21 protein-coding genes and 1 tRNA gene are annotated in these 23438 nt (G+C 50.9%); 11 read left to right on the top strand and 11 right to left on the bottom strand.

Annotated elements, in window-relative coordinates; translation table 11 throughout:
• Positions 1–26 precede the first annotated feature (26 nt).
• Positions 27–467, top strand: coding sequence for an NfeD family protein (locus tag A9165_RS11115; protein WP_008606380.1), 441 nt, complete (start codon positions 27–29; stop codon positions 465–467).
• Between the two features lie 20 nt (positions 468–487).
• Positions 488–1417, top strand: coding sequence for an SPFH domain-containing protein (locus tag A9165_RS11110; protein ID WP_065955916.1), 930 nt, complete (start codon positions 488–490; stop codon positions 1415–1417).
• A 46-nt stretch (positions 1418–1463) separates the two neighbouring features.
• On the opposite strand, the gene A9165_RS11105 is transcribed toward A9165_RS11110, so the two are convergent.
• Positions 1464–1751: an accessory factor UbiK family protein gene (locus A9165_RS11105; RefSeq protein WP_065955915.1), complete on the bottom strand. Its 288-nt coding sequence runs from the start codon at positions 1749–1751 to the stop codon at positions 1464–1466.
• A gap of 117 nt (positions 1752–1868) precedes the next feature.
• Here A9165_RS11105 and rep point away from each other — a divergent pair, with 117 nt between their 5' ends.
• On the top strand, positions 1869–3884 hold the full coding sequence (gene rep, locus A9165_RS11100) for a DNA helicase Rep (RefSeq protein ID WP_065955914.1): 2016 nt from the start codon (positions 1869–1871) through the stop codon (positions 3882–3884).
• Between the two features lie 22 nt (positions 3885–3906).
• On the opposite strand, the gene A9165_RS11095 is transcribed toward rep, so the two are convergent.
• Both A9165_RS11095 and A9165_RS11090 read right to left on the bottom strand, forming a co-directional pair.
• Positions 3907–5775, bottom strand: a complete 1869-nt coding sequence (locus A9165_RS11095; protein WP_065955913.1) for a diguanylate cyclase domain-containing protein — start codon at positions 5773–5775, stop codon at positions 3907–3909.
• Between the two features lie 180 nt (positions 5776–5955).
• Positions 5956–6351, bottom strand: coding sequence for a cytochrome c5 family protein (locus tag A9165_RS11090; RefSeq protein WP_008606375.1), 396 nt, complete (start codon positions 6349–6351; stop codon positions 5956–5958).
• 556 nt (positions 6352–6907) lie between these two features.
• On the opposite strand from A9165_RS11090, the gene polA reads away from it, so the two are divergent.
• Positions 6908–9688, top strand: a complete 2781-nt coding sequence (gene polA / locus A9165_RS11085; protein ID WP_065955912.1) for a DNA polymerase I — start codon at positions 6908–6910, stop codon at positions 9686–9688.
• A gap of 136 nt (positions 9689–9824) precedes the next feature.
• Here polA and A9165_RS11080 read toward each other — a convergent pair whose 3' ends face one another.
• Positions 9825–10007 carry a hypothetical protein gene (locus A9165_RS11080; protein WP_065955911.1) on the bottom strand — a complete coding sequence of 61 codons (183 nt, stop codon included), beginning with the start codon at positions 10005–10007 and terminating at the stop codon, positions 9825–9827.
• Between the two features lie 132 nt (positions 10008–10139).
• Positions 10140–10772, bottom strand: coding sequence for a ribosome biogenesis GTP-binding protein YihA/YsxC (gene yihA, locus A9165_RS11075; RefSeq protein WP_065955910.1), 633 nt, complete (start codon positions 10770–10772; stop codon positions 10140–10142).
• A 182-nt stretch (positions 10773–10954) separates the two neighbouring features.
• Between yihA and A9165_RS11070 the strand changes: the two genes are divergently transcribed.
• The 4 genes from A9165_RS11070 (at position 10955) to A9165_RS11055 (ending at position 13876) form a co-directional block, all read left to right on the top strand.
• The gene (locus A9165_RS11070) at positions 10955–11581 is read left to right on the top strand and encodes a cytochrome c (RefSeq protein WP_008606369.1); all 627 of its coding nucleotides are present in this window, start codon (positions 10955–10957) and stop codon (positions 11579–11581) included.
• A 557-nt stretch (positions 11582–12138) separates the two neighbouring features.
• The gene (locus A9165_RS11065) at positions 12139–12780 is read left to right on the top strand and encodes a class I SAM-dependent methyltransferase (protein WP_065955909.1); all 642 of its coding nucleotides are present in this window, start codon (positions 12139–12141) and stop codon (positions 12778–12780) included.
• Positions 12781–12815: 35 nt separating this feature from the next.
• Positions 12816–13403 (top strand): Der GTPase-activating protein YihI, encoded by a 588-nt coding sequence (yihI, locus tag A9165_RS11060; RefSeq protein ID WP_008950478.1) that lies wholly within the window; start codon positions 12816–12818, stop codon positions 13401–13403.
• Positions 13400–13876, top strand: a complete 477-nt coding sequence (locus A9165_RS11055; protein ID WP_008950477.1) for a DUF2489 domain-containing protein — start codon at positions 13400–13402, stop codon at positions 13874–13876. Before yihI ends, A9165_RS11055 begins: the two co-directional genes overlap by 4 nt.
• 17 nt (positions 13877–13893) lie before the next feature.
• Here the strand turns inward: A9165_RS11055 and A9165_RS11050 are convergent, their stop codons facing one another.
• The 3 genes from A9165_RS11050 to A9165_RS11040 form a co-directional block, all read right to left on the bottom strand.
• Positions 13894–15183 carry an amidohydrolase family protein gene (locus tag A9165_RS11050; RefSeq protein ID WP_065955908.1) on the bottom strand — a complete coding sequence of 430 codons (1290 nt, stop codon included), beginning with the start codon at positions 15181–15183 and terminating at the stop codon, positions 13894–13896.
• A gap of 117 nt (positions 15184–15300) precedes the next feature.
• Entirely contained in the window at positions 15301–15852 is a 552-nt protein-coding gene (locus tag A9165_RS11045) for a DUF1285 domain-containing protein (RefSeq protein WP_065955907.1), read from the bottom strand.
• Positions 15853–15921: 69 nt separating this feature from the next.
• Positions 15922–15997 (bottom strand) — tRNA-His (locus A9165_RS11040).
• Between the two features lie 158 nt (positions 15998–16155).
• Between A9165_RS11040 and A9165_RS11035 the strand changes: the two genes are divergently transcribed.
• The 3 genes from A9165_RS11035 to A9165_RS11025 all read left to right on the top strand — a co-directional run bounded on the left by A9165_RS11035 (position 16156) and on the right by A9165_RS11025 (position 20178).
• Complete coding sequence (locus A9165_RS11035) at positions 16156–16986, top strand: mechanosensitive ion channel domain-containing protein (protein WP_008950474.1); 831 nt, start codon at positions 16156–16158, stop codon at positions 16984–16986.
• On the top strand, positions 16983–17720 hold the full coding sequence (locus A9165_RS11030; protein WP_065955906.1) for a YdiY family protein: 738 nt from the start codon (positions 16983–16985) through the stop codon (positions 17718–17720). The genes A9165_RS11035 and A9165_RS11030 overlap by 4 nt, the downstream gene beginning before the upstream one ends.
• Positions 17721–17856: 136 nt before the next feature.
• Positions 17857–20178, top strand: a complete 2322-nt coding sequence (locus A9165_RS11025) for a bifunctional diguanylate cyclase/phosphodiesterase (protein WP_065955905.1) — start codon at positions 17857–17859, stop codon at positions 20176–20178.
• On the opposite strand, the gene A9165_RS11020 is transcribed toward A9165_RS11025, so the two are convergent.
• The 3 genes from A9165_RS11020 to A9165_RS11010 form a co-directional block, all read right to left on the bottom strand.
• A complete protein-coding gene (locus A9165_RS11020) occupies positions 20175–21140 on the bottom strand; it encodes a cation diffusion facilitator family transporter (protein WP_176714620.1) in 966 nt (321 codons plus the stop codon). The genes A9165_RS11025 and A9165_RS11020 overlap by 4 nt on opposite strands.
• Positions 21141–21239: 99 nt before the next feature.
• On the bottom strand, positions 21240–21824 hold the full coding sequence (gene ssb / locus A9165_RS11015) for a single-stranded DNA-binding protein (RefSeq protein WP_008606349.1): 585 nt from the start codon (positions 21822–21824) through the stop codon (positions 21240–21242).
• A gap of 22 nt (positions 21825–21846) precedes the next feature.
• Positions 21847–23421 (bottom strand): MFS transporter, encoded by a 1575-nt coding sequence (locus A9165_RS11010; protein WP_065955926.1) that lies wholly within the window; start codon positions 23419–23421, stop codon positions 21847–21849.
• Positions 23422–23438: the final 17 nt, after the last annotated feature.

Here is a 23438-nt window from a genome sequence, read left to right as displayed (position 1 = left end):
CCTAAAGCTAGTAACAGGAGGTTTAAATGAGTACAGCCATGATTTGGATTATTATCGGTGTGGCATTAATTCTTAGCGAATTACTGGCCACCAGTATTGTCGCAGTGTTTCTGGGGTTAGCCGCCATTGTCGTCGGCGTGTTACTGCAGCTCGGCTGGATTGAAGCGGCCAGTACTCAGTACACCGTCTTTGGTATTGTCAGTCTGGTCCTGCTATTTACCGCCCGAGGCCGTTTTAAACGCTGGTTTGTTGGTTTCACCGCCGACAAAGGCGAACATCCATCGCGCTTTACTGAAGACATCGGTGATACAGCCACAGTTTTAGCAGACTTTCAGCACGGCCGCGGCCGGGTAGTGTTGAACGGTGTACAGTGGGATGCGCAATCCAGTGACGAGTTAAAAGCCGGCGATCTGGCGCGTGTTGTTGCGAATGAGGGTATTCATCTCACTGTTGTCAAAGTTAACTAACGAAAAAGGAGTCTTAACTTATGGAACAATTAGATATTCAAACCATTCTAACCTTTGGCTTTGCGCTGGCGGTGGTGATCACCATTTTCAAATCAGCCCGGGTTGTACCGCAACGAAGCAATTATGTGATTGAGCGCTTAGGTAAATACTCACGCACGCTTGATTCGGGTTTTCACATTCTGATCCCTTTTGTCGATAAAGTTGCTTATATCCAAACTTTGAAAGAAGAAGTGATCGACGTTAAACGCCAAACCTGTGTTACCCGGGACAACATCCAGGTCGGTATTGATGGCATTTTGTATCTGCAAGTTATCGATCCGATGAAGGCCAGTTACGGCATCAACGATTATCGCTATGCCGCGGCACAATTGGCACAAACGACTATGCGTTCGGTGATTGGTCAGACCGATCTGGATAAAACCTTTGAAGAGCGTGCAAAAATCAATGAAGAAGTAGTACGGGCATTGGACGAAGCAGCAGGTCCTTGGGGCGTTAAAGTGTTACGTTATGAAATTGCCGATATCGAGCTGCCAATTAGCATTAAAGATGCACTGGAACAACAAATGCGCGCCGAGCGGGAACGGCGGGCAGCCATTGCCAAGTCCGAGGGTGAACGTCAGGCGATGATTAACGTGTCTGAAGGTCAGAAGCAGGAAGTGATTAACCTGTCGGAAGCTGACAAGCAGCGCCAAATTAACGAAGCCGAAGGTCGGGCGCGTGAAATTGAGCTGATTGCCATCGCTACCGCTGAGGGTCTGCGCAAAATCGCCGAGTCCATTAACCAGCCTGGTGGTCAGGAAGCCGTTAGCTTGCGGGTTGCCGAGCAATATGTAAAAGAGTTCGGTAATCTGGCCAAGGCCAATAATACGATGATAGTGCCGGCCGAGCTGGCGAATATCGGTGGTGCGGTTGCGGGTTTAACTGAAATTCTGAAATCCGTAAAAAAATAAATGCTTAATTGCGCCGGCCAACACCGGCGCAGCTTTTAGGGTTGCATTACTGCTGATCTGAGCTTGGCAGCTCGTTCTGGCGGAAATCCTGAGTTTTTTCAGCCAGTAAGGCTGCCAGTTGCTGCTCCATCGCCTCAACTTTCTCCCGGGTCCGCAGTAGTACCTGACGCTGTACGTCAAATTCTTCCCGACCAACAAAGTCCAGATCGGCCAGCTTCGCTTGCAGTACCTGCTTAACCTTGCTTTCCAACTCATCGGCAAACTGCTTTAGCTGCGGTGGGATCACAGCACCGATTTGGCGGGCGATCTCTTCAATTTTTTTCGGATCCAGCATCATCTTCTCCGGTGTTTTCGATTGCTCTGCTCTATTCTACGGCCTAAATGGCAGAACGCGAATGAAATTTCTGCCGTCAGGCCTTACAATGCCAGCCCAGAACAAAAGGCAGGTCAGATGAAGTTAAATCCACAGCAAGACGCAGCGGTTAAATTTATTGGCGGCCCCTGTCTGGTGCTGGCAGGTGCCGGCAGTGGCAAAACCCGGGTTATTATCAATAAAATCGCCTACTTAATTCAGGAATGCGAGTTGCCGGCGCGGCATATCGCGGCGGTGACCTTTACCAATAAAGCAGCGCGTGAAATGCGGGAGCGGATTAACGCCCAGTTACCCAAAAGCGCCACCCGTGGCCTGACCATCTCGACCTTCCATACGCTGGGACTGGAAATTCTGAAAAAAGAATTTCGCCAGCTTGGTTACAAAGCTAACTTCAGTTTGTTTGACGATCAGGACAGCTTTTCGCTGTTAAAAGAACTGACCGATGGCGAGTATAACGGTGATAAAGAACTGATCCGTAAGCTGCAAAACCGTATCAGCAGCTGGAAAAATGACCTGACGCTACCTGAGCTGGCACTGCAACAAACACAGGATGCGGAAACGATCAGCCTGGCGAATTACTATATGCAGTACAGCAAGATGCTAAAAGCCTGTAATGCCTTTGATTTTGACGATCTTATTCTGCTGCCAACCCTGTTATTTCAACATCAGACCGAAACCCGCGAACGCTGGCAGCAGAAAATCCGCTATCTGCTGGTCGACGAATATCAGGATACCAACACCAGCCAGTATGAACTGGTGAAATGGCTGGTCGGCGAGCGGCGCCGCTTTACCGTGGTTGGCGACGATGACCAGTCAATCTATTCCTGGCGTGGTGCCCGGCCGCAAAATCTGGTGCTGCTGAAAAAAGACTTTCCCGAACTGCAGGTGATCAAGCTGGAGCAGAACTATCGTTCAGCGGAGCGGATCTTAAAAGCGGCGAATATTCTGATCGCCAATAACCCGCATGAGTTTGAGAAAAAGCTGTTTAGCGTCAACGGCTATGGTGTGCCGCTAAAAGTCTTGCCGTGCAAACACGAAGAAGACGAAGCCGACAAGGTAGTAGCCGAAATTATCTCGCACCGCTTTAGTAATCGCAGCCAGTACCGGGATTATGCCATTCTGTACCGCGGCAACCATCAGGCGCGGGTATTTGAAAAAGCACTGATGACTAACCGTATTCCGTATCGTATTTCCGGCGGCACCTCCTTTTTTGCCCGCAGCGAAATCAAGGATGTGATGGCCTATTTGCGCTTGCTGGTGAATCAGGATGACGATAACGCGCTATTGCGGATTATTAATGTGCCGCGGCGGGAAATCGGCCATGCTACCTTAGAAAAAATTGGCAATCTGGCTAATCAACTGCATATCAGCCTGTTCGCCGCCTGCTGCCACCCGGAATTAGCGCATATTTTACCGGCGCGCAGTTTGCAGGCAGTACAGCAATTTGCTGACTGGATCAATCAGCTGGCAGATAATGCCCAGCGTGCTGAGGCCAGCGAAGCCATACGTGACCTGATCCGGCAAAGCCATTATGAAGCCTGGCTGTTTGAAACCAGTAACAGCCCGAAAGCAGCGGAAATGGCGCTGAAAAATGTCAACGAGCTGTACCGTTGGATTGTCGAAATGCTGGAAGGCAAAGATGACGAGCCAGCCATGACGATCAATGAAGTGGTCAGTAAACTCTGTCTGCGCGATATGTTAGAACGGCAGGAACAGGAGGATCAGGCCGATCAGGTGCAATTATTAACCCTGCATGCTTCAAAAGGCCTGGAATTTCCATACGTGTTTATGGTTGGGATGGAAGAGGGCATTTTGCCGCACCAAACCAGTATCGACGAAGACAATGTCGAGGAAGAACGCCGGCTGGCCTATGTCGGCATTACCCGGGCTCAGCGCGAACTGATCTTTACCTATGCCCGCGAACGCCGGCAATTTGGTGAAACCATCAGACCTGAACCCAGCCGTTTTTTGCAGGAATTACCGCAGGATGACTTGGAGTGGCAAAAGCCGGATCAGCCGAAAACGGCCGAACAGCGCCAGCAAACTGCCGCGGCGAATATTGCTCGCTTACGGCAATTGTTGACTAAAGGATAAACAACCCCCGATGGGTCGGCGCTTAGTTACTCAGCGCCTTTAACATCTGATCGCGCATCTCGGCCTGGAATACTGCATAGCGTCCACGGCCCAAGGCCTTTGCATGGTACATCGCGGCATCAGCATCGCGCAGCAGCGCATCGGCATGATGATATTCCATGGTCAACGGGGCTATACCGATACTAACCCCGGACTGGGTTTTATGCCCGTCCAACTGATAAGGCTGGCGGAATTTATCAATAATCCGCTGCGCCACCTCTTCGGCATCCTGAAAGCTTTGTAAATTCAGCAGCATTACCACAAACTCATCACCACCAAAACGCGCTGCCACATCATGTTCACGGATGGCACTGAGCAACCGCTTACTACTCTCAATTAAAAAAGCATCACCAATATGATGGCCCAGGGTGTCATTAATCAACTTAAAGCGATCCAGATCGAGAAACAGCAACGCCATACCCGGTTGGCTCTGGCGTTTGATCAATGCAAACTGCTGCTTAAGCTGCTGCAGAAACATTTGCCGGTTGGCGAGGCCGGTTAACACATCATGGTTGGCATCATAAAACAGCTTTTGCTCGGCTTTTTTGCGCTCTTCTACCTGTAAACGTAAAAACAAATTGGTTTGCCGTAATTCCCGCGTACTTTCAAATACCTTACGTTCCAGCTCTTCCTGATGCTGGCGCTGACGCTCCGAGGCTAATTTACGCTGAATGGCAACGGCAATATGTTGTGAAACAAAACGCAGGATAGTTAATTCCTGCTCGGTATACTGATAGCCTGTTTCATAAGATTGCACTGCTATCACGCCCAGTACCCGCTGATCCACTTTTAATGGCGCACCCAGCCAGCTACTGGAGTTACGGTGTGGCTGGTTTAAACTGCCGATACCACGGCGGATCTCACCCCGCTCCACCAACTGCGCCGCTTCCTCGCTATTGATCAAACGCGCTTCAGCACAGCGGATCACATATTCGGTAAAGCCTTTACCCAAGGGTCGGTCACTGGCGGCGGGGCTAAACTGGTCCAGATAAAATGGAAAGGTCAGTTTAGTACCGTCCTGATCCAACAGAGCTATATAGCAATTGTCGGCCGCCATTAAGCCGCAAAGTACTTTATGCATAGCCCGGTAAAAGGTTTGCATATCCTGACTACTGGCCGTTAATTCGGATATCTCATATAAGGCGGCCTGCAGCTTTTCGGCATGGATCCGCTCTTTAATTTCTTTTTGCAGCGACTCGTTAGTTTGCCGCAGCTGTAAGGTGCGTTGCCGCACTGTGGTTTCCAGCAATTCGCGGCTCTTTACCCGGTCCAGTGCGATAACGGTATTACTACCGATGCTGTTAAATAGTTTCAGATCGTGTTCGTTATAGCGATACGCCGGATCATAGGACTGAATCGCCATCACACCGATAACTTTGTCTTCGCGCAGCAATGGGATCCCCATCCAGTGCGCTGACGGTGAACCCTGAGACTGGATTTCACCACTGCTGACTAACGTTTCAAACTGTGCTTCATCACAGAGTAAGGGTTGTTGGGTACGCACAACATAGCCGGTCAAACCGCTGGAGAAAGCACTGGATGGCACTGACACGATCAGTTGCTGATCTTTTTCGTCAGAAAAGTACTGCAGGCTATATTCTGTGGTTTCACTGTCATACAGCACGACATAAAAGTTTTCCGCATGCAGTAACTCCGATACCATCTTATGGATCGCCGGATAAAACTCTGCCATATCGCTGATACTGCTCGCCAGTTCCGACAGCTTCAACAAAGCGCCCTGAATGGTATAGGCTTCTTTATAGCGCGCAATTAAAGCCAATAGCCGTCGCAGTCGGGTATTGGTTTTATTGAGTTGGTGCTGAAGTGTCGATAAATTATTCAAATCCGCCATTCCGTTGCGCAAAAACACTGGTCAGAGCAATAATAACAAAGTGTTATTATGCATAAAGTTTAGACGCATGGAAGAGCGAGTAAAGAAATAAAACTAAATTAGTTTTAAGTGGCTTTAAAACAGCGTGAAGACAAAAAAGCCGCACTATTGCGCGGCTTTTCATGATGCAGCAGTAACTGGTTAAACGCCGTCGGTCATAAAACGGATGGCGGCAGCGATTTCATCTTCCGAACAGTTCATACAGGTACCCATCGCAGGCATATTGTTAAAGCCTTCGATCGAGTGCTTTAACAACACATCGAAACCCTGTGCCATACGCGGCTTCCAGTCTGCTGAATTTGGTTTAGGCGCATCCAGGGCACCTGTACCGTGACAGGCAAAACAAGCCGCCTGATATACTTGCTCACCGCTACGAGGCCCCGAGGCAACGGCAGCAGTTGCGGCAGCTGCGCCAGCAACATAAACCTGGCCAACTGGGGCAATACGCTTGGCAATGGCATCTTTTTCCTGGTCAGTGCTGGCATTGATACCCAGCGTGGTCAGCAGTAATGCCACTGCAAGTGATAATTTCTTCATAGTGATGATCCCATCCTAAAAGCCATACTGATTTTCTGGCATTATAGCCTGCCTTTGCCGCAGAACGGAAGAGTCCCTGTTCAGCCTTTGCACAACAATAACCCAAGATCAAATCGCGATGCTAATCTGCTAAAAGGCCCGTCAAATCTGCTTTATGCTTTTTTGAGTAGAAGCGCATTTTTTTAGGAGCAAAATTTTTTAAAATTAGCTCTGGGCAAAAGCGTCAGTTGTGATAGTCTGTTCAACCTGCGCGGAGTTGCAGGCTGCTGTCGAGAATGGACTCCGGGCGAAAGCTAAAGCGTTTTCCACATTACGCAATGCTAAAAAAATAAGAATCAGGGCACTTGCAGTTAGGCACCTTTCTTTTATAAGACAAACACTTAGAAGTAAAATGTTCCCCATGCTGTCAATTACAGCGTGGTTATCTCCTATTGTTTTACACAAAGTTATCCACAGCTTATGCCTTAATAAGTCTCTATCCCGGAAACTTGTTCAGCTAGCCTGATCTGGTCTGCTATGGCATGCTATAGCATCAAGTCCGCGCAGGAACAGCATCATGGTTTATATCCCGACAAATCCGTTAATATTGGTTGACGGTTCTTCTTATTTATTTCGCGCCTATCATGCGCCACCGCATCTGACTAACTCCCGCGGCGAAGCGACCGGTGCCATTTATGGCGTCGTCAATATGCTGAAAAGTTTGCTGAAACAGTATCAGCCAACCCAGATGGCGGTAGTATTCGATGCCAAGGGCCCGACTTTTCGCAACGAAATGTATGCTGAGTACAAAGCGCACCGGCCACCAATGCCAGACGATCTACGCAGCCAGATTGAGCCGCTGCACAAGATTATTCGCGCTATGGGCCTGCCATTATTATGCATTAGCGGCGTTGAAGCTGACGATGTAATAGGTACCCTGGCCCGCCAGGCCAGTGCCGCTGGCCGCCATACGCTGATTTCAACCGGTGATAAAGATATGGCGCAGCTGGTTGATGAGCATGTCACACTGATCAATACCATGACCAATACGCTGCTCGATCCACCTGCAGTAATAGAAAAATTCGGTATTGGCCCGGAGTTGATTATCGATTATCTGGCGCTGATGGGCGATAAAGTGGATAACATCCCGGGTCTACCAGGGGTGGGGGAGAAAACGGCAGCGGCTCTGCTGCAGGGGCTGGGTTCTATCGCACAGATTTACCAACAGCTGGATCAGGTCGCAGGCCTGAGTTTCCGTGGTGCGAAAACCATGGCCGCTAAGCTGCAGGAATTTGAAGCCCAACTAAAGCTGTCATATGAGCTGGCAACCATTAAGTGTGACGTAGAGCTTCCCTGCACGCTGGACGAATTGCAGATCCAGCCCGCCGACCGGGCAGAACTGGCAGAGCTGTACCGGGAGTGCGAATTTAAACGCTGGCTGGCGGAAGTCCTGGCCAACAGTGAGCCGGCGGCGGGAATAGCGAAGACCGAGCAGGCAGACAGTCCAACAACAGAAAGCCCTGAGCAAGTCAGACAAGTGATTGATCGCCAGCAGTATCAGACCATTCTGAGCTCAGCAGATTTAACTGCCTTATTAGCCGAGCTGGAGCAAGCTGAACTGACGGCTTTTGATACCGAAACCACCAGCCTGGATTATATGCAGGCGGAACTGGTCGGGATGTCCTTCGCGACCGCGCCGGGTAAAGCCTGGTACCTGCCGCTGGCACACGACTATCTGGGTGCACCGGCACAACTGGATCGTAAGAACTGTCTGCAACGCTTAACCCCCTGGCTGGAAAATCCAACCAAAGCCAAGGTAGGACAGAATCTGAAGTACGACCAAAGTGTGCTGGCACGTTACAATATTGCACTTAAGGGCGTTAAGTTTGACACTATGCTGGAGTCCTATGTGCTGAACTCGGTGGCCGGCCGCCATGATATGGACAGCCTGGCGCTGAAATATCTGGGACATAGCACCATCAGCTTCGAAGATATAGCCGGTAAAGGTGCCAAGCAACTCACCTTTAACCAGATTGAACTGGAAAAAGCGGCCGAGTACGCAGCCGAAGATGCCGATGTCACCTTGCGGCTGCATCAGGCACTGTGGCCACAGCTGCAGCAAAGCCCCGGCCTGATCAAAGTATTCAATGAGATTGAATTGCCGCTGATTGCTATTCTGTCGGATATTGAGCGGCAAGGCGTGCTGATTGATAGCCAGTTGCTGGCCGAGCAAAGCCAGCAGTTAAGTCAGCGGATTGCCGAACTGGAGCAACTGGCTTATCAACAAGCCGGCAAAGAGTTTAATCTGGCCTCCCCGAAACAGTTACAAGAAATTCTGTTCGAGCAGATGAAGTTGCCGGTACTGAAAAAGACCCCGAGCGGCACGCCCTCTACAGCGGAAGAGGTACTGGCAGAATTAGCACTGGAATATGAATTTCCCAAACTGATCACGGAGCACCGTGGCCTGAGCAAACTGCGTTCCACCTATACCGAAAAACTGCCGAAAATGATTAACCCGGCAACTGGCAGGGTGCATACCTCTTATCATCAGGCAGTCGCCGCTACCGGCCGCCTGAGTTCCACTGAACCCAACCTGCAGAATATTCCGATCCGCACCGAAGAAGGGCGGCGGATCCGCCAGGCTTTTATTGCACCGCCAGGTAAGCTGATTATGGCCATCGATTACTCGCAGATTGAACTGCGGATTATGGCGCATCTGTCGCAGGATAAAGCCCTACTGGACGCCTTTGCCAAAGGCCTGGACGTACACCGGGCAACCGCGGCTGAGGTATTTGGGGTAAGTCTGGATCAAGTTAGCAGTGAGCAGCGGCGCCGTGCCAAGGCCGTGAACTTCGGATTAATTTATGGCATGTCAGCCTTTGGTCTGGCCAAACAACTCGGTATAGGTCGGGGCGAAGCACAGCATTATGTAGATCGCTATTTTGAGCGCTTCCCCGGTGTGCTTGATTATATGGAGCGCACCCGGAAACACGCTCATGAGCAGGGCTATGTCGAGACACTGTTTGGCCGGCGTTTATACCTGCCCGATATAAATACCAAAAATATCGGCCGGCAAAAGGCCGCCGAGCGGGCGGCAATTAATGCGCCGATGCAAGGTACGGCAGCCGATATTATTAAACTGGCGATGATTAAGGTACAGGCTTGGCTGCAGCAACATGCCGCTGACAAAGCAGCGATGATTATGCAGGTACACGATGAATTGGTGTTCGAAGTGACCACCGCCGATGTCAGTTGGTTAGCGACCGAGTTAAAGCAGCTGATGGCCAGTGCCGCTAAGCTGGATGTACCCTTACTGGCCGAAGTGGGTTATGGCGACAACTGGGATCAAGCCCACTAGGGCGTGGTAATTTAATTACATAAAAAGTCTTAAAAATGCACCATTTAGACTTTTATGTAGTTTTATTACAAAAAATTCTTGCAATCGCTCAGAAAATGACTAGAATTTGAGTCGTAGGGTACAGAGGTAAGATATTCTATCTTTCAACCAGGGTGTTGCACCCCGGATTCTGAAAGTAGGCTTTATTTAGCCGCCCCGCTGCTTGCAGCGGGGCGTTTTTTTTATGCCCGTTTTTCTGATCACAAGCCAATGGCGCAGCAGCCAGTTGCAGTTCACGTAACTGAACAACATTTTTTAGAGCAAATACTTTAAACAGCACAAAATTAGTGCTATACTGTGGCCGTCTTAGCGATAAGACACCCTGTTGATTTGATTTTTATATAGCTTCTCCCCGATTGCTATGACCGACCCTGCTGGGTCGGTTTTTTTTTGGGGATCCTGAAGGGTTTACTTAGGGCGCGTCGACGTCTGCTGTCGACTCGTCGCTAAACCAGCCGTTTAATACCTGCTCAAACTCAGGTAAGCCAAGCTTACTCAGCGAACTGAATACCTGCACCTGCACGTCGCCCATAAAAGCCAGTGCGGCTTCGCGCACTTCCAGCAACACCTTTTTTCGGGCGCCGGGCCCCAACTTGTCTGCTTTGGTCAGCAGGATCAGCACCGGTAACTGGCTCTCCACGGCCCAAAAGATCAACTGCTGATCCAGATCTTTCAAAGGGTGGCGAATATCCATCAACACCACCAAACCTTTCAGGCTTTGCCGCTGCTGCAGGTACTCAGATAACGATTTCTGCCATTTTTCTTTTACCGCCAGCGGTACCTTGGCAAAACCATAGCCGGGTAAATCAATTAATCTTTTTTCCGGCGCCAGCGTAAAGGTATTAATTAGCTGGGTCCGGCCAGGCGTTTTACTGGTTCGGGCCAGATTATTTTGCCGGGTCAGGGTATTCAGCGCACTCGACTTACCCGCATTGGAGCGGCCGGCAAAGGCGACTTCGATACCGGTATCGGCTGGCAAGGCCCTGATATCAGGGGCACTGGTCAGAAAACTGACCTGCTGAAAATTGAACTTAGGTTGTGACACAAGCTGCTCCGGCAGTTAAATTAGGGTTATTGTAACGGATCTGGAGGATCGGAAGAAGCTTTTGACTAAAGGATGGGATTTTACTTTGAGCAGTTTCGTGTAAAATAGGCGAAAAAACACCTTAATACTATTCATTATAGCCAGCTCACTGGCGTTTGAATGCGGACTGAGACGGATCAAAAATGAAAAAACTCGTACTACCTCTGACGCTGTTATTCGGTTTAATCGGTGCAGCAAACGCTTTCGATGGTGATGCCGAGGCTGGCAAAGCAAAATCTGCAACCTGTGCCGCCTGTCATGGCCCGGATGGTAACAGTCCGTTAGCCATCTACCCCAAAATTGCCGGCCAGCATGCTGAGTACCTGTATAAGCAACTGACCGACTACAAACTGGGTATGACTTCAGGTGGTAAAGAAGGTCGTTCGAATGCCATCATGTTTGGTATGGTAGCCGCACTGTCTGATCAGGATATGAAAGATCTGGCCGCCTATTTCTCGTCACAGCGCATGACACCGGGTACGACACCGGAAGATGTGATTGAAGCCGGCCAAAAACTATATCGTGGCGGCGATGCCGAGCGCGGTATTGCAGCCTGTATCGCCTGTCACGGTCCGCGTGGTGCCGGTACCAGCCTGGCGGGCTTCCCACGTATCGGTTTCCAGAATGCCGATTACCTGAAAACCACGCTGGAAGAATTCCGCGCCGGTACCCGCGCTAACGATATGAACGGTATGATGCGCGAAGTAGCGAAAAAGCTGACCGATGAAGATATTCGGGTACTGTCGCAATACCTGGGTGGCTTACACTAAGCTGAACAAAGTCTGAATAAAAAACCGGCTGTCAGGCCGGTTTTTTATTTCCGCTGTGCGAGATCTCTCACAGGCACTGTACGATATCAACCTGATTTTCAATTTTCAGGAACTTTTTTGCTATATTTTATACAGCATAAGTTACTGAAAATATTAAAAGCCTAGACTAAAGTCGAATTTTTTTTGTATTTTTTAGCAGCAAAGACTTGCCATCTGCGCAGAACAGAGTAAATTTAAACCGTTCGCTAAAAGCGATACAACAACAGGGACATGTGGTAAAGGAAGCTATCAGCACCCTTGGGTGCGCTGTGTTTTAAGATGCCCGGATGGTGTCAGGCGCTAAGGCGCACAAGGATGATTACGAAAGTTACCAGGAAGGTCGTGAATAAGAAAAGAGCGCGCACGGACAGCAAACAACAATATATGGATAACTGGCAACACGATGTTGGCTGCGCTTCAGGATGATTTGAGCGATTCGAGAGAAGTGTCCACCACTAGGCACAAATAAACAGGGCGATAAGTTATTCTTATCGCCCTTTGTTTTTTAGGAAAGTTAGATGGAACCATGTCCACTCTGTCTGCACCCGGACAGTAGCCTGTTTAGCCAAGACCCGCAGCGTCAGTACCGGCAATGTCAGCAATGCGCACTTGTTTTTGTCCCCAGCGCCCAGTTGTTAACTGCAGAACAAGAACAACAACATTATCAGTTGCATAATAATGATGTCAGCGATGCCGGCTACCGACAGTTCTTAAGCCGTCTGGCCGGGCCTTTATTGGCCGCTTTACCCGCCGGCCGGCTGCAGGGGCTGGATTTTGGTTGTGGCCCCGGCCCGTTATTAGCCCAGATGCTGCAGGAAGCCGGTCATCAGATGCAGCTGTGGGACCCGTTCTTTGCCAATAACCCTGAGGTGCTGACGCGGCGCTATGACTTTATTAGCTGTAGTGAGGCTATTGAGCACTTTGTCAATCCGGCGCAGGAATGGCAATGCTGGTTAAGGTTACTGCAACCCGGTGGCGTACTGGCCATTATGACCAGCCACTATCCGGCCGTTAGCCAATTTGCCAACTGGCACTATAAACGGGATCCTACCCATATCCGCTTTTTCCACCCGGATACCTTTAACTTTTTAGCCCGTCGCGATCAGTTAAGTCTAAGTTTTCCTGCAAAGGATGTGGTGATCTTACGCAAAGCTGGTTAAAATGTGCGCCCTTTTTTACAGGTATCCAGATCACTATGACGCGTCAAAAAAAATCCCGTAAGGCCAACGACAACGGACAACGCCATTTGCCGGCCAGCGAAATCCGTAAGATCCGTGAGCACAAGGATGAAAGCAAGAAAAAAGGCGCCGGTCTGAAATCAGGTAACCGCAACAGCATGCAGCAAGCCAAGACCGGTCAGGATAGTGCTGGCAGTAAGCAGAAGAAAGATCCGCGCTTAGGCAGTAAAAAACCTATCGCATTGCTACCAGAAACCAGTCTGGAATTGTTACCTGCATCAACAGCGCCAGCCCCGTTACCCAAGGTACAGCTGAAGCCGGCGAAGGCTGAACCGCTAAGCCCTGAGCAGGAGCTGCTGCAACTGGAAAACGATCCTAAGCTGCAACTCTTACTGGAGCGGGTAGAACGCGATGAGCTGTTAACCGGTAAAGATGCCAAGTATTTTAACCGCCAGACCGCCCGCATCAGCGAACTGTTAGCTCTGTTAGGGCTGGATGATGAGCAACCAGACACACCAACTTCAGAGCAGGATGAGGATCCGCTGAGTCGCTTCGAGCGTACTGACTGGCGTAAAGATCTGTTAGGTGATGAGGATCCGGCGTGACCTGGTGGTTAGTATTACTGCTGATTACAGCAGTGTTGATTGTCGCGGGCCTGGCATTTTATGCCGGCAAGCTGCTGTGGTTACTGCAGCAACAGAAACAACAGCAGCAGCTGGCTGAGCAAAAGGCCCGCCAGCAACAGCAGGAAAAGAGAGCGTACCTGCAGGAGAGCATAGTACTGATCAGCCGCGCCATGCTGGAACAACAATGTGAATTCTCCGAGGGTGCCTTAAGGCTATGGGTGTTACTGGACCACTGGCCGGCCGCTGATAAGCCCGATGCTGTAAGCAGTTACCCCGGGATATATCAGATGTATCTGACGGTTAAAGATATGCCAACCCATCAGGCCCGCAAGGATCAGGACAAAAAACTGACCCGGCAGCAGGATAAAGTTCGTCTGACTGCCGAGAAAGATCTGAAAGCACAAATCGAAGACGATTTGCGACTGATTCTGGCACGGTTTCAGCAGGCCTAGTGCCTGCTGCAATGGCCTTATTGCTTGTAAATCTGACCATCCTTCATCACAAAACTCACCTGGCCCATCAGCTGAATATCCTGTAACGGATTGCCAGGCACCGCAATAATATCGGCCAGTTTACCCACCTTAATTGAGCCCAGCTCCTGCTCCATGCCCAGTAAACGCGCGCCTTCAATAGTAGCAGACTGAATTGCTGCCATGGCCGGCATGCCGGCTTCGGTCATATACACAAATTCGCGCCAGTTATCACCATGCGCCCCAACGCCGGCATCGGTGCCAAAGGCAATTTTTACACCTGCTTTATAGGCTTCACTAAAGGTTTGCTGGATCAGGGGCCCGATAGTCGCGGCTTTCGGGCGGACCAAATCCGGGAAAAAGCCGTCTATTTCTGCTTTTTGCTGCACCCATTTGCCAGCACTGATCGTCGGCACATAGTAGGTACCATGCTTTTTCATCAGCGCCATGGTTTCTTTGTCCATAAAGGTGCCGTGCTCAATCGAATCGACGCCGGCTTTAATGGCGCGCTGCATCCCTTCTTTGCCGTGCGCATGCACCGCCACTTTAAAACCGTAGTCGCGTGCGGTGCTGACAATAGCCGCCAGCTCCTCGTCGGTGAATTGCGGATTCATGCCGCTCTTCGCAACGCTGAGTACCCCGCCAGTGGCCGTCACCTTGATCAGATCCGCACCTTCTTTGTAGCGCTGCCGCACCGCTTTACGGGCCTCATCCGCACCATTAATTACCCCGTCTTTTGGACCCGGATCGCCCTGCAGTAAGTAAGCCAGGCCATTTGTCGGATCGGCATGGCCTCCGGTGGTGGCCAGAGATTTGCCAGCGGCGAAGATCCGCGGTCCACTGACATAGCCCTGGGCAATGGCTTTACGTAGCGCCACACTCACCTGATGACTGTCGCCAAGCTCACGTACTGTGGTAAAACCAGACAACAGAGTTCGCTCAGCGAACACGGCTCCGCGTAATGCAAAATCAGCCTCATTCAGGCGCTGACCCTCACCATAGGAGGTGGCACTCATCTGGGTCGAAAAATGGGTATGCATATCCATCAGCCCCGGCATCACTGTATGCTGGCGTAAATCAATCAAAGTGGCACCCGCTGTTGGCGTTTGGTAGCCACGCTCGACGCCGACAATTTTATTGCCATCAACAATGATGGTGTGCTCGGTCAGCGGCTGGGTATGCTCAGCGGTAATCAGGCGGCCGGCATGAATATAGGTCGTCGCGGCGGCATCAGCCAAGCTGAACGCGGTTAAACAGGCAAGGGTTAGCACGGAGAGTGACGTTTTCATTATTATTATCCTGTGGCAAGTGTTGCTTCACTATCAAACGCGACAGGCTGCCCCGCAATTGGCTTGCGATATCTGACCAGAATTTGCGATAAGCCGCGCTGTCACAGCATTGAACCGCTACCCGGGCAGCTCATCCGAAGATGCCAGCAGATAAGGTTGCCCACCACTGTAGAGTACTGCACGACTACCAGCGCCATCCTGTTGCAGCTGCGCCTGATCTAACAACTGATAATACAGATTTCGGTGTAAACGGGCCGACAGGCCGCGCCATAGCATCAGGTAAGGTAGTTGCTGTCCGCCATGCTGCTGTAACAACAGCGGGTAGTCAGCACAGACCGGAATTTTGTCTTGCAGATTAGTGGTTAACCACAGCTCTGGGCCAGTAGGGCCGCCTTGCCAGTCGCTACTCACTGCGACAAAGGGCGCATCCTCCACCTGGATCCGCACCTTTTCTGCCGGCGTCTGTAAAAAATAATCATCACCCTGGCGGATTAACACTGACGCAAAGAGTTTAATCAGGCCCGGACGGGTAATTTCGCCGTCCTGATACCACCAGCGGCCCTGACTATCAATGCGAAGCGGTAAATCGCCACAAAAAGGCGGATCCCATTGCTCAACCGGAGCCAGTTTGGGTTGCTGTAATTGTTGCTGTAACGAAGTTAAGTCCATGGTTTGCCAGAACAGACTAAATGTTAGTCAAGTATAGCAGGGGGCGCAGCAGGGTTGCAGGCAGAAAAGTGGGGTGACTGATGGGGCTCGAACCCACGACAACCGGAATCACAATCCGGGGCTCTACCAACTGAGCTACAGTCACCACCGCGAAGAGCTATTTTAACCAAAAAGCACACCGGCTACCAAGCGCTTTTTTTAGCTGCTAGCCCCAGTATAGCGGCAAATGCTCACTTGCCAGCCAAAATTGGCGAGATTTTATGATACTATGCCGGTTCGAACCACTTTCACAGGAGTGAACCTATGGAGCAAATTACCGAGTTATTTCAGCAAAACCACGAAGTACTGCTGGGATATTTGCTACAACTTATCGCAGCTATTGTGATTTTCTATGTCGGCCGCATCATCGCCCGTAGTGTGTCTGGGTTGATGGAAAAAGGCTTGTTATCCCGCAAAATAGATAAAGCCGTTGTCTCCTTCCTGTCCAGTATCCTGTATGCGATCCTGATGATCGCCACGGCCTTGATGGCACTGTCACAGATTGGGGTACAAACCACGTCCTTTATTGCCATTTTAGGTGCCGCGGGTCTGGCCGTTGGTTTGGCGCTACAAGGCTCGCTGGCGAACTTTGCTTCCGGCGTACTGATTATTCTGTTCCGGCCATTTAAATCAGGCGACTTTATTGATGCCGGCGGCATTACTGGCACCGTCGATAAGATCGAAATCTTTCAGACCATTATGAAAACGCCGGACAACAAAAGGGTAATAGTGCCGAATGCGAAGATTACCGGCGGCCATATTACCAATTTCTCTGCCGAAAGCACCCGGCGTGTCGATCTGGTGATCGGGATCAGTTACGACTCGGACTTACGCAAAGCCAAAACTATTCTACAGCAGATTATTCAGGACGATCCGCGGGTATTGCCGGAACCGGCGCCAAATATCCGGGTCTCAGAGCTGGCGGACTCCTCGGTCAATATTATTGTCCGGCCCTGGGTAAAAACCGAAGACTACTGGGGCGTGTACTGGGACACGCTGGAAAAAGTGAAATTAACCTTCGACGAGCAAGGTATTGGTATTCCATTCCCGCAAATGGATGTACATATCAAGAAAGACGTAAAGGAAGCTGTATGAAAACATTAACTATCGCGATGCTGGCAGCGCTGGCCGCGACCACTCAGGCGCAGGCCGCCGATAAGAAAGTCTGGACCACCTCTGCTGAGCTGGGTGCCATTACCACTACCGGTAACACCGAGGGTACCTCGATTACCGGTAAGCTGGATGCAAAGCAAGATCTGCGCAAATGGAGCAACCAGTATATTCTGAGTGCATTTTTTAAAGAAGATCAGAAAACCGATGCCGATGGCAACAAGATTAAAGAGCGCTCTGCCGAGCGCTATCTGGTGTCTGCCAAAGGTGCTTATAAGCTGACTGAAGAGCACGATAACTTGTTTGTATTGGGTTCTTACACCGATGATAAGTTTGGTGCCTATACCCGCTACACCACGCTGGCGGCCGGTTATGGTACCCGGCTGTTAAATCTGGAACAGCAGTCACTGGATGTTGAGATCGGTCCCGGTTATTACACCGCTAAACGTGCCAATGATGAAACCGAGAACGGTTTATTGGCCCGTGCTGCTGCATCCTATAAATGGACGCTGAGTGAATCAGCGACCTTTACCCAAACGCTGAGTGTCGAGTACGGTGATGATAATACCCGTACCATTGCCGAAACGGCGCTAAGTGCCCGGATCAACGGTGCCATGCAGATGAAAGCCGCCTTTTTGGTACAAAATGACTCTGATGTACCGGTTGATAAAAAGCGCACTGATACCCAAACCTCTTTAACACTGGTGTATTCGTTCTAATGCTGTCGTAGTCTGCAGCGAGATTTAAAACGGGCGTTAAGCCCGTTTTTTATCACTAGCGCCATACAGTTAGTAAAATTAAGCTATGCTTGATAGCAAAGGGTTCGCAATATCTGTCTGGACAACGCCACACGCTATGAAGCAATTGGACGCTAAACTCAACAAGCTCCGCTATTACCCTCTGTTCGGTGCCTTGATCTACCTGTTATTTGGTGCGCTATGGATCACCTTTAGCGACCAATTACTGTTGACTTTGGCTGACGATCCACAAACGTTGTCCCGTTATCAAAGCTATAAAGGCTATTTTTATATTGCGCTAACCGCCGCACTGGCCTGGCTGCTACTCAAGCAACGCCTGCATTTCTCGCGCTCTCTGACCAAGTCCGAGTATATTCTGGACCAGACCATTGAAAAAGCGGCCGCCGGTATTGCCCATGTCAGCCCCAGCGGTCAGTTCTTGCGCGTTAATCAGGAATTGTGTCGTCTGCTGGGTTACAGCATGGCAGAACTACGGGAACTGAGCTTCCAGCAGTTAACACACCCTATGGATTTAGCCCGTGACCAGGCATTAGTAGAAGAGACCTTAAGTGGCCTGCGTCAGCACTACTCTTTAGAAAAACGCTATTTGCGTAAGGACGGCCAGGTGATCTGGGCCAGATTGTCCGTGTCATTAATTGCCGCCACCGATATCTCCGACACTTTTTTTGTGTCTGTTATTCAGGATATTTCGGATGTGAAGTTGGCGCAGCTAAAACTGGAAGAGAGTGAGCTGCGCTTTCGTACCCTGCTCGATAGCATGCCGACGATCTCGGTGCAGGGCTATGATGAAGATGGTACTACCTTGTTCTGGAATAAAGGCAGTGAGCTGGTGTACGGCTACAGCAGCCAGGAAGCCATCGGCCGTAATTTGCTGGATCTGATTATTCCGGAAAAAATGCAGGATGGTGTCAGGGAGGCAGTAAGCCAGATGGCCAGCAGCGGCGAGGCCCGCCATGCTGAAGAGCTGGTATTAAAACGCAAGGACGGCAGCCCGGTTACCGTGTATTCTTCGCATGCAGTGGTGATCTTGCCGGATAAAAAGCCGCAAATCTATTGTATCGACATTGACCTGACCACCTATAAACAGCAGGAAGCCCAGCTGGCGTTTCTGGCGCAATATGACCCGCTGACCCACCTGCCGAACCGGCACTTCTTTGCCAATCAATTGGAACAGGCATTGAAAGTCGCTCGCCGTGAGCAGTTACAACTGGCGGTACTGATTCTGGATCTGGATAACTTCAAGAATATCAACGACTCTTACGGCCATAATGTTGGTGATCAGCTACTGAAGCAAGTTGCTGAGAAGCTTAGGATTTGCTGCCGCGATACTGATACCCTGGCCCGTCTGGGCGGTGATGAGTTTGCTATTTTGATCGAACATCTGGAGCAACCGGAAGATGCCGCCCGTTTTGCACAGGAACTGCTGCGCACCATGCAGCAAACCCTGATGTTACCGCCGGATTTGGAGCTTAGTGCGGCTGCCTCAATTGGTATCAGCCTGTTTCCGCAACATCACGACAACGTCGAAGCCCTGCTACAGGGTGCCGACGCGGCTCTTTATAAAGCCAAGGCTGAAGGCCGTAATACTTATTATTATTATAGTGACCAGCTAACCGCCCAAGCCAGACAGCGACTGGTTTTGGAAGGCCGGTTACGTAACGCCATTAAAACCGGGCAATTACATTGTTATTATCAGCCGCAACTGGAGGTGGCAACAGGCAGGATAATAGGTGCAGAGCTGTTGCTACGCTGGCGTGATCCTGAACTGGGCTTTGTCAGCCCGGAAATTTTTATTCCACTGGCTGAAAGCTCGGGCCTTATTCATGCTCTGGGGATCCAGGTATTGCAGCAAGCCTGCGTGCAAGGCAAAGCCTGGCTGGACGAGGGTCTGCCCGCCATAAGCCTGGCGGTCAATGTCTCAGCTCACCAATTTAGCCGCGGCGAACTGGGACAACAAGTTAGAACCTTGTTAGCGGAGACCGGCTTTCCGGCTAAGTTCCTGGAACTGGAGGTGACCGAAAGCGCCCTGATGCAGGACGAGGACAAGGTTATCGAAACTATGCAGCAGTTACGGGCTACCGGCGTCAGATTGGCAATTGACGATTTTGGTACCGGCTATTCCTCCCTCGCATATTTGCAGCGCCTGCCGCTGGATATCCTGAAAGTAGACCGGCGTTTTATCTGCAATATGACCACCAACCCGGATAATCAGCAAATTACCAAGGCAATTATTGAGTTAGGGCATACACTGCGGTTTGAAGTGCTGGCAGAAGGTGTTGAAACCGCTGAGCAACTGGTGATGCTACAACAAATGAGCTGTAACTACTATCAGGGTTACTATTTTAGTAAGCCGGTACCCGCCGAAACCTTCCGCCAGTTACTGGCACAACAACAGGGAGTTGGAGTGCGGGCACACTAATGCCGTCGATCACGGCAAGCTTCAGTGGCCAGCTCAATTTCTATCGTAGTATTCAGTAGTGAAAAGTCGCTGAGTAGCTGCTCAACCTGGCTTTTTAACTGCTGATACTGGCTCAGTTCTTCCAGCTCTACTACCAAATGCGCACTGAGCACATGCTGCTCACCATCCAGCGACCATAGGTGTAAATGATGCACTTCACGCACCTGCGGCTGGGTGAGTAAACGTTGTTCGATCTGCGCCAGTAAGGCGGTATCCGGTACCGCCTGAAAAAACAGTCGCGCCGTGCTGCGTAAATTGCGCAGCACATTAAACAGAATAAACAAGGTAAAGGCGATCGATAACAGCGGGTCAATAATTGGCCAGTCGACAAAATGCATCACCAGCGCCGCCAGCAGCACGGCGACCCAGCCCAGCACATCTTCCAGTAAATGCCAGTTCAGTACCCGCTCATTCAGGGTTTTGCCGCCACTGAGTTTATAGGCGGCAAAACCGTTTACGGTTACGCCGAGCACGGCCAGCGCCATCATGCCTTCAGTCAGCGGCATCACCGGCTCACTGAGTCGCGGGATGGCTTTTGCCAGGATCCAGATTGAACCGCCAATCAGAATTAAACAATTTAACAAAGCACCAAATAAACTGAGCCGGCGATAACCATAGGTGTAATGTGCGGTGGGCGCCTTTTTACCCAGCTTATACAGCAGCCAGCCACTGCCCAGCGCCAGACTATCGCCAAGATCATGAATCGCATCAGCCATAATGGCCGTGCTATTAGTCAGCCAGCCGCCAATAAACTCAATAATGGTAAAACCCAGATTCAGAAAAAACGCCCAACCCAGCCGGCTACCGCTATCCTCTGTCGATGCTAAACCATGGCAATGCCGATGAGACCCATGACCGTGCTGACGCTGCGAGTGCGGGTGCTGCGAGTGTGAGTGAGAATGATGATGTGAATGCGGTGTCATAGTGGCGCTTCCTGCTGAGCACTACTCTGACTATAGACACTGACGCTATTGAATAGCAAGCAGAAAAAAGCCCCTGTGGCAGGGGCTTAGTTAACAACCTTAGAACGGGATATCGTCATCAAAGTCGATTGGTGGTTCCATCGGCGGACGCTGCTGCGCTGGCGGTTGTTGCTGGAAGCCACCTTGTGGCTGTGCCGGCTTTTGATAATTACCTTGCGGCTGGAAATTCTGTTGTGGTGCGCCCTGATAGGCAGCTTGCTGCGGTGCGGCTTGTTGTGGCGCCCGCGGCTGATAACCTTGCTGGCCGCCGCCCATTCCACCACCCATGCCGCCACCCTGGCCTTCGCCACGACCGTCCAACATTTGCAGCTCATTGGCAACGATTTCGGTGGTGTAACGCTCTACGCCTTGCTGATCCTGCCACTTACGGGTTTTCAGCTTGCCCTCGATATACACCTTAGAGCCTTTACGCAGATATTCGCCGGCAATTTCTGCCAGACGCTGGTAAATCACGACCCGGTGCCATTCGGTTTGCTCTTTCATTTCGCCGGTAGCTTTATCTTTCCAGCTTTCAGAGGTCGCAATGCTCAGGTTAGCGACGGCGCCGCCCTGCGGCATATAACGGACTTCCGGATCCTGGCCCAGATTACCGATTAAAATGACTTTGTTAATTCCACGCGCCATGCGTATTTCTCCTGCAAAATTGTTACTGATTGCCAGCGGCAATCAAAGACTGAGCCTGTGCGATGTCAAACTGCTGCGAACTGACTTTCAGGTAGCAGCGCTGATCGGCCAATAAAATAGTGACTTCCTGTACCCCGGCCAGGCTACTGAGCCTGGCTGCCAGCTGGCCGGCTTGCTGCTCAGTGCTGACAGCAACCGGTAGCGATAAGCGCTGGGCACGGGCGGGCACCTGCATGGTGCTGGCTATGATAAGCCATACTAAACCAATTACTGCCAGGGCGCCATACACCGCCATAAAACCAAAGTGCTGGGCGATAGCACCACCCAGCAAGCCGCCTAAAAAGGCACCGAAAAACTGGCTGCTGGAGTAAATCCCCATCGCACTGCCACGCTGGCCGGCGGGTGCCACCCGCGACACCATTGCCGGTAAACTGGCTTCCAGAAAATTAAAGCCGGTAAAAAATACCAGTAGCGCCAGCGCCAACAACCAGAAGCTGTTTGCCTGCCAAGCGATTAACATCGCAATAACTAATAATAGTATATTTATTAAAAAATACCGTTTTTCCTGCTGCCGGCGCATCGCAATAAGCATCATCGGCACCATAAATACAAACGACAGCAATAATACCGGTAAATACAGCTGCCAATGCTGCTCTGCCGCGAACTGCTGCGACGCCAGTAGCGGCGGTAGTGCAACAAACATCGCCGTAAGCATCAGGTGCAACAATAATACGCCTAAGTCCAGCTGTAATAATTGCCGATGCCGGAACATCGCAGCCAAACTTTGCGGTAAAGCTAAGGTTTCGGCAGCCGGTGCCTTACTGACACTTTTCGGCACCACGAAAGCAACCAACAACATGGCCGCCACCGCCATTACCGCAGTAAACCAGAACACGCCACTTAAACCGGCCAGTTTCGCCAATAATGGCCCCAGTACCATTGCCAAGGCAAAGGATAAACCGATGGTGGCGCCGATAATCGCCATCACTTTCGGCCGCTGCTCTTCGCGCGTTAGATCGGCTGCCAATGCCAATACCGCACCGGAAATCGCCCCGGCACCCTGCAATACCCGGCCCAGCGTCACCAGATAAACGGACTCTGCCAGCGCTGCCACGACCGAACCCAGCACAAACAGCGCTAAGCCCAGCAGCATAACTCTATGTCGGCCAATTTTGTCCGACAGCCAACCAAAAGGAATTTGTAAAATCGCCTGGGTTAAACCATAGGCGCCAATCGCTAACCCGATCCACAGCGGGGAAAAACCGGCCAGCTGTTCGCCGTACAGCGCAAACACCGGCAATAGCATAAAGAGCCCGAGCATACGGGTAGAAAACACCAGCGCCAGCGCTACGGCGGCGCGCTTTTCCAGGGCATTCAAATGATGCATGCGAACAGCTAACACCAGAGGTTCAAAATAAACAGGGCGGCAGTTTAGCATAAAAAAGCCGGCCGGCGGCAGCGCCCACAGCAATGCCTGCCATTGCAACAGTGAAATGCTGCCGATAGCGGGCCAAAGCCAGATCGGCAGCGTATAAGCAGCTTTAATCCGCTTGTCGCTGGCAATTACTGCGCAGCCTAGTGTATATTTGTACAGCATTATCCGGCTAAATGGAA

Source organism: Alishewanella sp. HH-ZS, from assembly GCF_001704375.1.
Taxonomy (GTDB): Bacteria; Pseudomonadota; Gammaproteobacteria; order Enterobacterales; family Alteromonadaceae; genus Alishewanella; species Alishewanella aestuarii.
This window is presented reverse-complemented; position numbering and strand designations above follow the sequence as displayed.